The sequence below is a fragment of the Allotamlana fucoidanivorans genome, assembly GCF_006265225.1.
In the GTDB taxonomy this organism is placed as follows: Bacteria; Bacteroidota; Bacteroidia; order Flavobacteriales; family Flavobacteriaceae; genus Allotamlana; species Allotamlana fucoidanivorans.
On record NZ_VDCS01000011.1, the window covers coordinates 1 to 13,138 of the forward strand.

Genomic DNA, 13,138 nt, shown 5'->3' on the forward strand with positions numbered 1-13,138 from the left:
AATAATAAAAGGAGACATTCCTTTTTAGGAAACAAAACTATAAGAGAATTTGAATTAGATATGTATAACCAAAAACTAGCAGCTTAGTCATTCAACTTAAAGTCCAATTTTTTGTTGCAAGTCCAGTTGGGTATTTGATATTCATTCTGGAAAGCTTATTGATTTGAAAATAGACTTCAACAAGATTTTAGAAAACGTTAAGTAAATCTACCGCCTTGATTAAGGTGAATAAAAAGTAATATCTATTTAAAAGAAAATCTCATTACAAACATAAATTTGTAATGAGATTTAGCATTTCTAACCCTTAGGAAATAACTTAGGATTATATTTTATAAGCCTTAAATATGTAGCGCTCTATCTTCCGTAGCTGCTAAAGCCGCTTCTTTAATGGCTTCTGTAAACGTAGGATGCGCGTGTGACATTCTTGAAATATCTTCGGCACTTGCTCTATACTCCATAGCAACAACGGCCTCTGCAATCATATCAGCTGCTCTTGCACCAATCATATGCACGCCTAAAATTTCATCAGTAGATTTATCTGCTAAAATTTTCACAAACCCATCTAAATCCATACTTGCTCTACTTCTTCCTAAAGCACGCATAGGGAAAGATCCTACTTTAAATGCAACACCAGCTTCCTTAAGTTGTTCTTCCGTTTTTCCAACTGAGGCAACTTCTGGCCAAGTGTATACCACACCAGGGATTAAATTGTAATCTATATGCGGTTTTTGCCCGGCTATGGTCTCTGCTACAAAAACACCTTCTTCTTCCGCTTTGTGTGCCAACATAGCACCTTTAACGACATCACCAATGGCATATATATTAGACGCGCTGGTTTGCAAATGATTATTCACTTCTACTTGTCCACGGTCATTTAATTTAACTCCAGCTGCTTCAGCATTCAATCCATCGGTATAAGGACGACGCCCAACGGATACCAAACAGTAATCCCCCTTAATTTCAACTTCTTCACCTTTTTTATTATCGGCTTTAACAATAACTTCATCGCCAATGCGCTCAACAGACTTCACCTTATGAGATACATTCATTGTAAATTTAGCCTTTTTAAACACCTTATTTAGTTCTTTTGAAAGGCCTGCATCCATAGTTGGAATAATTCTATCTAAATACTCAACAACAGTAACCTCAGCTCCCAAACGGCGGTACACTTGTCCTAGTTCTAAACCAATAACTCCACCTCCAATAACAATTAAGTGTTTTGGAATTGCTTTAAGCTTTAAAGCCTCTGTAGAGGTTATGATGCGCTCTTTATCAATAGTAATAAATGGCAAATTGGATGGTTTGCTACCTGTAGCAATGATGGTATTTTTAGCTTCAATTTCGGTAGTTTCCTCACCAGAAATACTAATATGTGTTGCATCTTTAAAGCTTCCTAAACCTTGATACACATCAATATTATTCTTCTTCATTAAAAAATCTATTCCTCCTGTAGTTTGATCAACAACCGCTTGCTTCCTAGCAATCATTTTTTCTAAGTTTACCTTTACATCTCCAGGAATATCAATACCATGTTCTTCAAAATGCTTTACGGCATCTTCATAATGGTGTGATGAATCTAAAAGCGCTTTACTAGGTATACAACCTACATTTAAACAGGTTCCACCAAGTGTGGCATACTTTTCTATGATAGCTGTTTTCATGCCTAATTGTGCACAACGAATGGCAGCTACATACCCCCCAGGACCAGAGCCTATTACGGCTACATCATATGAATTCATATTTATTTTTTCTTTTTTTGAATTGTCTTATAAAATCAGAATTTCAAAAATACAAATGTTTTATAGTTAAGACAATGAAAAAAGAAGTTAATCAATCATTATTACGATTCACACAATTAACAAAAAAAATATCGATAAAATTTTAACAAAACAGAAGTCTTTTCGTTAAAGGTTTATGAATATAACTTTTTAAATTGAAACTTATTAAAATTATGTAGCTTTGTGCTTAATGCAGAAAAAGATTAACATACAAAATAAGAAAGCGCGTTTTCAATATGAGATTTTAGAGAAGTATACGGCTGGCATTGTGTTAACAGGTACCGAAATAAAATCTATACGAAACAGTAGAGCTTCCATTGCTGAAAGTTTTTGTGAATTTAATGAACAAGGCGAATTATTTGTGATTAACATGACCATTGAAGAATATATTTATGGTACATACTATAATCATAAACCTAAGGCAGAACGTAAATTACTTCTTAATAAGCGGGAACTAAAAAAGTTACATAAAGAAGTACAAAACACAGGACTAACCATTATTCCTTTACGCTTGTTTATTAATGACAAAGGCTTAGCAAAAATGGATATTGCCCTGGCAAAAGGGAAAAAACTTTATGATAAACGGGAAACTTTAAAAGACAGAGATAATAAACGAAACTTAGATAGAATAAAAAAAACATACAATAACTAAACATGAAACATGGATGCTTTTTTCTTTTGGCTTATTTCTGTTTGTTAAGTCTTTATGGGCAAAACGTTAGCCAAACACCACCTCCTCCCGCCATTGATAGTACCATTGTATTTACTATTGACAGCACAATAAAAGAACTTTATAATTCTATTTCTGGAGAAAAAGATGTACCAAGAAACTGGAAACAATTTAAGTTTCTATTTAGAAAAGATGCTAAGCTTATACCATCGGGAAAAGATAAAAACGGAAAATGGAAAACCTTATATATGTCTCCTGATGACTATATAAAAAGCTCAAAAGATTGGTTAGTTTCCAACGGGTTTATTGAACGAGAAATAAAAAGAAAGGTAGAACGATTTGGAAATATAGCACAGGTTTTTAGCTCTTATGAATGCTACCATAACAATGAAGAAGAACGTCCTTTTATGCGAGGTGTTAATAGTATTCAGTTACTAAATGATGGTCAACGTTGGTGGATTATTAACCTTTTCTGGACACATGAAACGAGTGAAACTCCTATTCCAGACAAATATTTAAGAGCAACGTTTTAACGTTAGTTTTTATCTTCCAATAAAGGAACAAATCTAAATTCTCCAAACTCATGCTGTTCAAACTCTTTAGGGCCTTTTCTTGTAAACATGGTCATGGTTTGTACCGCATCACCAACAGGTATTACAAGCCTTCCTCCTATTTTTAACTGACTGAGCAATGGTTTGGGTACAAAAGGAGCTCCAGCGGTAACAATAATACCGTCAAAAGGCGCTTCTTCTTTCAATCCCACATAGCCATCTCCAAAAATTAATTTCTTAGCACGATACCCCAACTTAGGCAAAAATTTACTCGTTTTCTTAAACAGCTCATTTTGGCGTTCAATACTATAAACTTTAGCTCCTAACTCACACAATACTGCCGTTTGATAGCCACTACCTGTGCCAATCTCTAAAATTTTATCTCCTGAATTAATATTAAGTAATTCCGATTGAAAAGCCACAGTATAAGGCTGAGAAATGGTTTGATCTGCCGCAATTGGAAAGGCCTTATCTTGGTAAGCATGATCTAAAAAACTAGAGTCCATAAACAAATGTCTTGGAATTTTCCCAATGGCCATTAAAACCCTTGAATCTTTTATCCCTTTGTTCTTTAATATATTAACAAGCTGCTGCCTTAAGCCTTGATGTTTAAAAGTATCTTTCAATGTTGGTGGTGGTTTATCAGGCTAAAATTAGTAAACATTTTTAAGCTTAAAAGCCTAATTCAAATTATTTTTAAAATAGAAATTTAACCAAAAAAAAAAATTACAATTACTAAACTTCAAATCTTAAAATCTTATTTTTGTTCAAAACAGAAAATTATGCTAAAAGCGGGAGTACTTGGTGCAGGTCACTTAGGTAAAATTCATTTAAGACTACTTAACCAATCAAACAAATATGAACTGGTTGGATTTTATGATGCTGATGAAAAAAACGGCAAGAAAGTAGCAGCTGAATTTGGTTACAAATTTTTCAATTCTGTAGAAGCACTTATTGACGCTGTAGACATGGTTGATATTGTAACGCCTACCCTGTCTCATTACGAATGTGCAAAACAAGCTATTGCCAAAGGCAAACATATTTTTATTGAAAAACCAATTACTAATACGGTTGAAGAAGCCGAACACATTAGAGAACTTTTGGCTAAGCATAATTTACGTGGTCAGGTAGGTCATGTTGAGCGTTTTAATCCAGCTTTCATTGCGGTAAAAGAGCATATAAACACACCCATGTTTATTGAGACCCACCGTTTAGCAGAATTTAATCCCAGAGGTACAGATGTTCCTGTGGTACTCGATTTAATGATTCACGATATTGATATTATATTGAGTATTGTAAAATCAAAAGTGAAACACATTTCGGCCAGTGGCGTCGCTGTTATTAGCGACACACCAGATATAGCCAATGCCCGATTAGAATTTGAAAACGGTTGTGTTGCCAATTTAACAGCCAGCCGAATTTCACTTAAAAAAATGCGAAAAGCACGGTTCTTTCAAAAAGACGCTTACATTTCTGTAGACTTTTTAATGAAAACATGTGAAGTTGTAAAAATGAAAGATGCTCCAGAAAACCCTGGTGATTTTGATATGATTCTTCAAAATGCTGAAGGCGTAAAAAAACAAATTTATTTTGACAACCCTGTCATTCCAGAAAATAATTCCATTTTAGATGAATTAGAAACCTTTGCTGATGCCATTAATAGTAATACTACTCCTGTAGTAACATTGCATGATGGTACCGAAGCATTACGTGTTGCTACTCAAATAATAAATAGCTTTTAAAATGGAGCATATTGCAGTTATAGGAGCCGGTACTATGGGGAATGGCATTGCTCATACCTTTGCTCAAAGTGGTTTTAAAGTAAACCTTATTGATATAAACCAATCTGCTTTAAATAAAGGATTGCAAACCATTACAACCAATCTAGACAGAATGGTTGCTAAAGAGAAAATAACATCTCAAAAAAAAGAAGATACTTTAAAGAATATTTCAACATATACTCATTTAGATACAGGTGTAAAAGGGGTTAATCTAGTGGTGGAAGCCGCTACAGAACATCTTGATTTAAAATTAAAAATTTTTAAAGAATTAGATGCCTTTTGTGAAACTGGTGTTATTTTAGCAACAAACACATCTTCTATTTCCATAACTCAAATTGCAGCCGCAACTTCCAGACCAGAAATAGTAATTGGTATGCATTTTATGAATCCGGTGCCCATCATGAAGTTGGTTGAAATTATTAGAGGGTACAATACCAGTGATGCCGTTACACAATCTATCATGACACTTTCAAAACAGCTTGGAAAAGTACCTGTTGAAGTTAACGACTACCCTGGCTTTGTTGCTAATAGAATACTAATGCCCATGATTAATGAATCTATTGAAACACTCTACAATGGTGTTGCTGGCGTTGAGGAGATAGACACCGTGATGAAATTAGGTATGGCGCACCCCATGGGACCGCTACAGTTAGCTGATTTCATAGGTTTAGATGTTTGCTTATCCATTTTACATGTGATGTATGACGGATTTAAAAACCCTAAATATGCCCCATGCCCGCTGCTAGTAAATATGGTTCGTGCAGGAAAACTAGGCGTGAAATCTGGAGAAGGGTTTTATAATTATTCAGAAAGTAAAAAAGCTGAAAAAATTGCAGCTCAATTTTTAAAATAATTCAAACAGCTGCTTCTAAAACATCAATTAACATTTGCATGTCTATTTCAGAAAATCTTAATCACATAAAAGCTAGTTTACCCAACCATGTTACGCTAGTTGCAGTTTCAAAAACAAAACCTGTAAGTGATGTCATGGAAGCTTATCAGGCCGGACAACGTATTTTTGGTGAAAATAAAATCCAGGAAATGGTTGAAAAACACGAAGCCCTGCCTAAAGATATTGAGTGGCATATGATTGGGCATGTACAGCGCAACAAAGTGAAATATATGGCTTCTTTTGTAAGCCTAATTCATGGTGTTGATAATTTTAAGTTATTAGAAGAAATTAATAAACAAGCCAAAAAGAACAACAGAGTTATTAACTGTTTACTACAGATAAAAATTGCGGCTGAAGACTCTAAATTTGGCATGTCTGCAATCGAAGCTCAAAAGATATTAAGTTCAGAAGAATTTACTAGGTTAACCAACATACATGTTACTGGCGTTATGGGTATGGCTACTTTTACCAATAATAATGATCAAGTAAAAATGGAGTTTCAGAACTTAAAAAACATTTTTGACTCCCTCAAAAGCTATCAAACAGCTAATTTTTCTCCAAAAATAATTTCAATGGGTATGAGTGGAGATTATCCATTAGCCATATCTTGTGGTAGTACCATGGTTAGAGTGGGAAGCAGTATATTTGGTGCAAGACATTATTACCATAATTAATACACAGACTATCTACGCAATACTAGACATAGAAACCACGGGAGGCAAGTACAATGAAGAAGGGATTACCGAAATTGCTATATATAAATATGATGGTCATGAGGTAGTCGATCAATTTATTAGTTTGGTAAACCCAGAACGCGATATTCAACCTTTTGTAGTTAACTTAACAGGAATTAACAATAACATGCTAAAGAACGCGCCTAAGTTTTATGAGGTAGCAAAGCGCATTGTTGAAATTACTGAAGATTGTATTCTTGTGGCTCATAACGCTAATTTTGATTACCGCATTTTATGTACAGAATTTCGCAGACTTGGTTATGACTATGAGCGTAAGTCACTTTGCACGGTTGAACTTGCTAAAGATTTAATACCAGGACAATCCTCATACAGTTTAGGTAAATTAGTAAGGTCACTTGGCATTCCTGTAACAGATAGACATAGAGCCTCAGGTGATGCTTTAGCTACGGTTAAGCTCTTTAAAATGCTACTTGACAAAGATACAGATAAGCGTATTATTCAAAACTCTGTACGTCTTAACCCAAAGCATCAATTAGAACCAAGGCATATTGATATTATTGCTGAACTTCCCTCTATTACTGGTGTGTACTACATTCATAATGCCAATGGAGATATTATTTACATTGGAAAAAGCAACAATATAAAAAAACGCATCAATCAGCATTTCACGGGAACCAATGCAAAATCAAAAAAAATCCAGTCCAAAGTAACAGCAGTCACCTATGAAGCTACAGGAAGTGAACTTGTAGCGCTATTAAAGGAGTCTGAAGAAATAAAGCGTATAAAACCTTTATATAATCGTGCTTTACGTCGGTCTATTTTCACACATGCTTTGTATAGTTTTAAAGATGACAACAATTATCTTAACTTAAAAATTGATGTTGCCGATGGCAGAAAAAAACCCATAACCACGTTTAGTAACAGGCAAAGTGGTAAAAGTTTTATTACCAAAGCTGTTGAAGATTACAACCTATGCCAAAAACTAACGGGATTATATCAAACAAAATCAAGTTGCTTCAACTATGACATAAAAAATTGCTATGGTGCTTGCATTGAAAAAGAAACACCTGAAAGCTATAACAGCCGGGTAAATGCTCTAATTGAAACTAATAGCTATTCCAATAAAGACATGGTTATTATAGATAAAGGCAGAGATGTTGACGAACGCAGTGCTATTCTTATTAAAAATGGTGTATTTAAAGGCATAGGTTTCTTTAATTTAAATTATCAAATTAATAATATTGACGTTTTAGAATCGATTATTACCCCTATGCAAAATAATAGAGACACCCAACATATCATTCAAAGTTACTTGAGGCGAAATAAAAGGCTTAAGATTATAAAAATAACCTAACACATGAACAAAACCATTCTAACCTTATTTTTACTAACTAACCTATTTTTACAATCTCAAGAAAATTACAACGCAGAATCTTATAAGGTATCTCTTGGGGATATTACTTCAAAAACCTATACAGTTGATTCAACAGCCCATGCTTTAGTTATTTTTGAAACAGGAAATAGTTATGTTGACCCAAACGATTTTGATTTAAGAACAAAAATTAAACGTAAAATAAAAATTCTTACCAAAGAAGGTTCAGAACATGCTAACGTGGTTATTCCGCTTTACATTACTAAAACTAATGAAGAAAAAGTAGATGACATTTTAGCCACCACATATAATGAGATTGATGGTAAAGTGATAAAAACCAAACTTCTTGAAAAAGATATTTTTAGAGAAAATTATAATGAAAACCGTACCCTTGTAAAATTCACCCTACCTAATATTAAACCAGGTTCTGTGATAACCTACAGCTATACCATATCGTCTCCATATATGTTTAAATATCACGGTTGGGATTTTCAAGATGAAATCCCCAAACTTTATAGTGAATATCGTACAAGCATTCCTGGTAATTGGGTATATCATATAAAATTAGTTGGAGGAAAAAAATTAGCAATTAATGATATTTCTATAAAAAAACATTGTATAGACTTTGGACGAGGTGCTTCTGCTGATTGTTCTATAAGTCATTATGCCATGAAAAACATACCAGCTTTTATAGAAGAAGATTATATGACAGCAAAGTCAAATTACCTTGCTCGAATTGAATATGAATTAGAAACATTTAAGAGCCCTGATGGTCGTGTTGATCATATCACCAAAACTTGGAAAGATGTAGATATAGAATTGAAAAGTGAAAAAGATATTGGTAAACAACTGCGAAAAAAAATAGAAGTTGAAGAACTGCTACCTCAAGACCTATTAAGTGAAACCGATACTTTAAAAAAGGCACAAGGTATTTACAAGTATGTGCAAAGCAACTTTACATGGAATAGAGAATATAAAATTTTTAAAGATGTTTCAATCAAGGAATTATTAAAAAATAAGTCAGGGAATATTTCTTCAATAAACATATTACTGCATAACTTATTGAGAGATTCAGGCATTCAAGTTAAACCTATATTATTATCTACAAGAAAAAATGGTTTACCAACAGTTATTTACCCAGTTCTTTCTGATTTTAATTATCTAATAACACAGGCCACAATTAATAATAAAACCTATACCCTTGATGCTACCGATAAATTTTTGTACTTCGGACAAATTCCTTTTAGATGTTTAAATAGATTTGGTAGGCTTATTGATTTTAAGAATGGAAGTGATTGGATTAACATAAATCCTACGGATAGAACAAATACCATGTACAAGGCAGTGTTCAGCTTTAATAAAAATGATGAACTTATTGGGCATATAGAATCTAAAAGAACAGGATATCACGCACTCTCTCATAAAAAACGTTATTTTTCTGATCCTGAAGATTACATTAATGAATTAGAAAACACTATAACCGACATAGAAATCTCTGATTTTTCTGTGAATACGAATAGTATTGCATCACCAAACTTTGGAGAAAACTATACCCTGACTTATCCATCTGAAAAAGCCAGTGATTTAATTTTTATAAGTCCATTCTTTATCAAACTATTTAACACAAACCCTTTCAAACTGCAAGAGCGTTCATACCCTATTGATTTTGGTTACAAGGATGGGTATTATTTAAATTATAAACTAGAATTGAATGATGACTATATAGTATCTGAGCTTCCTAAAGATATTGTATTTCACTTACCTCATAAAACGGGGCAATTAAGTTTTTCAGCAAAGCACTTTGGAAATAATATTATTTTAACCTTTATGCTTTCTTTTAAAGAAACTGTTTTTGAGCCTGAGTTTTATCCTTATTTGAAAGAGATAATGCAAAAAGTTATTGATATTCAAAACAATTCAACCATCTTATTAAAACGAAAAAGCTAATCTTTTCATACATTTGAGGTAATGAGTACCGCAACCACAAACTGGAAAACAAAACTTCATGATATTATTTATGAGGCAGATACCCGAGCAGGCAAACTTTTTGATGTTATATTACTAATGGCAATTATTGCCAGTGTGGTTTTAGTGATGTTGGAGAGCATTGAAAGTTTTGACCAGAAATTCCATGATTTTTTAAATATTTCAGAATGGATTATTACCGTTCTATTTAGTATTGAATATATTGCAAGAATAGTCACGGTAAAAAAGCCTTTAAAGTACATTACAAGCTTTTACGGTATTATTGATTTACTGTCTACCATTCCAAAATATATTTCATTAATCTTTGGTGGTATTCATGCATTAGCCGCTTTACGTGCCTTACGTTTATTAAGAGTATTTAGAATACTGAAATTAGCCCGCTACCTAGGCGCTTCTCAAGTATTAACATCGGCCATTAAAGCAAGTAAAGCAAAAATTTCAGTGTTTTTATTTGCCGTTCTCATACTTTGTATCATTTTTGGTACCCTCATGTATCTAATAGAAGGTGCCGCTAGTGGTTTTACAAGTATCCCTGTAAGTGTTTATTGGTGTATTGTAACCCTAACAACCGTTGGTTTCGGTGATATTGCTCCAGTAACACCAATAGGTCAATTTATTGCAGCACTTATTATGATTTTAGGTTATGGTATTATAGCAGTTCCTACAGGCATTGTATCGGCAGAATACACGAGTCATTCCAACAAAAAACAAAATCCTTCAAAACCCAATAATGAACTGCCTTTAAATTCGCAATCTTGTGAAAACTGTCTAGCCGAAAATCATAGAGATCATGCGCGCCATTGTTATAACTGCGGCGAAAAACTGTATGAATAATAGTTATGGTGTTCCTACGCTATCGAGTGGTCGGGCTTTCTTCAGTCGGGTTTTTCAAGGAGCTCCAACATATGCTCCAATCCTTAACACTGCTATATACCTCTGTTTTTTTACTTCAAACTTTTGCTCTGTTCATTTTTCAAAGTAACTTTACCCCATATTAATTAAAGCAACGAGAAGTCAGTACTCCAACTAAATATCTCATTTCTGTTATTGGCCCAACCGCCATAGGAAAAACAGCACTTAGCATTGAGCTTGCAAAACACTTTCATACGGACATTATTTCGACAGATTCCCGACAATTTTTCAAAGACATGCAAATTGGTACAGCAGCACCAAGTCCAGATGAATTAGCCGCTGTCCAGCACCATTTTATACATCATAAATCAATAACAGAGCATTATAATGTTGGCGCTTTTGAACGAGATGCTTTAACGTGTTTAGAACACCTCTTTAAAAAGAAAGACGCCGTAATTATGGTTGGTGGCTCTGGTTTGTATGTTGATGCCGTTACCAAAGGATTTGATCATTTTCCTGATGTTGATCCTAGCATTCGTGAATCATTAAATCATACTTTAAAAACTAAAGGACTAGGCGATTTACAAAATCAATTAAGAACATTAGACCTGACTTCTTACAACACCATTGCTGTTGACAATCCGCATCGGGTCATTAGAGCTTTGGAAATCTGTATAGGAACCCAAAAACCTTATTCTAGTTTTTTAAATCAAGGAAAATCACAACGTCCCTTTAAAACGATAAGTATTGGCCTCATGGCAGATAGGACTATAATTTATGAAAGAATCAATCAACGTGTAAATAGTATGATTGATGAAGGCTTAATTGACGAGGTAAAATCACTTTTACCGTATAAACACCTTAACGCTTTGAATACGGTGGGCTACAAAGAAATTTTTAAATACCTAGAAGGCGAATGGGATTTAGATTTTGCTATTTCAGAAATTAAGAAAAATACGCGAAGATTTGCTAAACGCCAACTTACTTGGTTTAAGAAAGATTCAAAAACGCTATGGTTTGATTATCAAACACCTGTACAAACTATAGTTGAAGCTATTTCTGAACAGATGCACGTGTAAATTATTGCATGGTTACTGTACTGTACTTGGCATTAACAACAATACTTTTACCACTAGCTAAATTCCCTGTTGAAAAATTTGACACCTGTTCATTAGGTGATTTTTTGGGATGCGAAAACCTTGATTTTGTGCCATTGTATTGTACATTACAATCTACATCAGGTAAATTAATGACCACATCACTGTTTTGAAGAATCATATTTAGGCTGCTAAACTTGTCATCTATATTTAGAATTTTCAAATCTCCAATAGTCCCATCTATAACAGCACTTTTTAAAAGGTGATTCACATCTACATTTGATGAAGTAGCATTCAACACAAGATGATTGGCATAATCTATTTGTGCTTTCTTCACATATTTTAAGTTCAATTGTCCCACATGCCAGGTACTTACATATACAGGAGAATAGGAAGCATTAATGGAAGTTAAACTTCCATCAATGCTTTGCGCTTTAAACTTAGTATACGCTAAATCTGCTCTTAAATTATCAATATTAGCAGCAAACTCTATTTCTCCATGCTTCACATCTACCTTGAGTTTTGTTCCTTTTGGCATTTTTATTTTTATTGTTTTTTTAACCTTACCATGCGCTTTACCATGTACCAACTCTTCTATACGCTTTTCACGTTCTTTTAATAGAATAACGCGTTCCTTTTGGTGATGCTTTAATTCTTCCTGCCGTCTTTTTACCTGAGTTTTTATTGCCTCTGCACGCTCTTTATGTACCTGATTGCGTGCTTCATGCGCAATGATTCGCTCTTGATGCGCCTCCATGTTCTCGGCATAACGTTCCCCCCATTCTTCCATTTTTTTATTAAACTCTTCCTCATTCCAGCGTTCTTCAAACGTTTCACTCCATGCTTGCATCTTTTTTGCAAATGCCTCTCCATAGGCTTCTTCAAATTTCTTTGAATAAGCTTCAAGATATTTTTCACCTTCTTTTTTGTAAGCATTATAATCAAAAGTTACTGCCCCAACGCCCTCAGGTAAAGGCGGTAATGGTGGTAACTCAGGAATTTCTGGAATCTCAGGTACTTCTGGGACTTCAACGTGTACATCGAAATCTATTTCTGGAATTTCTGCCAACTCATATTTTAATTCCTTTATTACGGCTTCAACCGCTTCACCATCACCATGCGTATCTGTTCTATACACCCAAACATTTGTACCACGTCCTTGTGTTCCAATAGTAACTTTATCCGTTGTTGCATCTATATCTATTTTCCATGATTTTAGTGCATCATCCAGTTCTTCTTCACTAAGCTGCTCACCTTCAATATAGGCTTCAATTTCCACAACGTCTTTCTTCCAAGTATCAAAAACAATATTACAATGACTGGTATTTAAATTAATATTAACATCACTGTTCACTTTTATTGCCTGAGACACTTTTATGAGTTTCTGTTGTGCCATAACGCCAGTTGCGGTCAACAAACTCAAAGTGAATACCAAAGATTTTATAATTATTCTGTTCATTTTTT

12 protein-coding genes are annotated in these 13,138 nt (G+C 33.9%); 9 read left to right on the top strand and 3 right to left on the bottom strand.

What is annotated here, in order from left to right:
• Window positions 1-338: 338 nt before the first annotated feature.
• Window positions 339-1,739, bottom strand: coding sequence for a dihydrolipoyl dehydrogenase (lpdA, locus tag FGF67_RS11860; protein ID WP_139697969.1), 1,401 nt, complete (start codon window positions 1,737-1,739; stop codon window positions 339-341).
• 229 nt (window positions 1,740-1,968) lie between these two features.
• Here lpdA and smpB point away from each other — a divergent pair, with 229 nt between their 5' ends.
• Together smpB and FGF67_RS11870 are read left to right on the top strand one after the other, a co-directional pair.
• Window positions 1,969-2,430: an SsrA-binding protein SmpB gene (smpB, locus tag FGF67_RS11865; RefSeq protein ID WP_139697970.1), complete on the top strand. Its 462-nt coding sequence runs from the start codon at window positions 1,969-1,971 to the stop codon at window positions 2,428-2,430.
• Between the two features lie 2 nt (window positions 2,431-2,432).
• Entirely contained in the window at window positions 2,433-2,981 is a 549-nt protein-coding gene (locus FGF67_RS11870) for a hypothetical protein (protein ID WP_139697971.1), read from the top strand.
• Window positions 2,982-2,983: 2 nt separating this feature from the next.
• Here the strand turns inward: FGF67_RS11870 and FGF67_RS11875 are convergent, their stop codons facing one another.
• Complete coding sequence (locus FGF67_RS11875; protein WP_139697972.1) at window positions 2,984-3,625, bottom strand: protein-L-isoaspartate(D-aspartate) O-methyltransferase; 642 nt, start codon at window positions 3,623-3,625, stop codon at window positions 2,984-2,986.
• Window positions 3,626-3,781: 156 nt separating this feature from the next.
• Between FGF67_RS11875 and FGF67_RS11880 the strand changes: the two genes are divergently transcribed.
• The 7 genes from FGF67_RS11880 (at window position 3,782) to miaA (ending at window position 11,656) form a co-directional block, all read left to right on the top strand.
• A complete protein-coding gene (locus tag FGF67_RS11880; RefSeq protein ID WP_139697973.1) occupies window positions 3,782-4,741 on the top strand; it encodes a Gfo/Idh/MocA family protein in 960 nt (319 codons plus the stop codon).
• Window position 4,742: 1 nt separating this feature from the next.
• On the top strand, window positions 4,743-5,633 hold the full coding sequence (locus tag FGF67_RS11885; protein ID WP_139697974.1) for a 3-hydroxyacyl-CoA dehydrogenase family protein: 891 nt from the start codon (window positions 4,743-4,745) through the stop codon (window positions 5,631-5,633).
• A gap of 38 nt (window positions 5,634-5,671) precedes the next feature.
• Window positions 5,672-6,346, top strand: a complete 675-nt coding sequence (locus tag FGF67_RS11890) for a YggS family pyridoxal phosphate-dependent enzyme (RefSeq protein ID WP_139697975.1) — start codon at window positions 5,672-5,674, stop codon at window positions 6,344-6,346.
• 10 nt (window positions 6,347-6,356) lie between these two features.
• Window positions 6,357-7,721: an exonuclease domain-containing protein gene (locus tag FGF67_RS11895; protein WP_139698122.1), complete on the top strand. Its 1,365-nt coding sequence runs from the start codon at window positions 6,357-6,359 to the stop codon at window positions 7,719-7,721.
• Between the two features lie 3 nt (window positions 7,722-7,724).
• Entirely contained in the window at window positions 7,725-9,686 is a 1,962-nt protein-coding gene (locus tag FGF67_RS11900; protein ID WP_139697976.1) for a DUF3857 domain-containing protein, read from the top strand.
• Between the two features lie 21 nt (window positions 9,687-9,707).
• Window positions 9,708-10,559 carry an ion transporter gene (locus tag FGF67_RS11905; RefSeq protein ID WP_139697977.1) on the top strand — a complete coding sequence of 284 codons (852 nt, stop codon included), beginning with the start codon at window positions 9,708-9,710 and terminating at the stop codon, window positions 10,557-10,559.
• Window positions 10,560-10,762: 203 nt separating this feature from the next.
• Complete coding sequence (gene miaA / locus FGF67_RS11910; protein WP_139697978.1) at window positions 10,763-11,656, top strand: tRNA (adenosine(37)-N6)-dimethylallyltransferase MiaA; 894 nt, start codon at window positions 10,763-10,765, stop codon at window positions 11,654-11,656.
• Window position 11,657: 1 nt separating this feature from the next.
• Here the strand turns inward: miaA and FGF67_RS11915 are convergent, their stop codons facing one another.
• Entirely contained in the window at window positions 11,658-13,133 is a 1,476-nt protein-coding gene (locus FGF67_RS11915) for a hypothetical protein (protein ID WP_139697979.1), read from the bottom strand.
• Window positions 13,134-13,138: the final 5 nt, after the last annotated feature.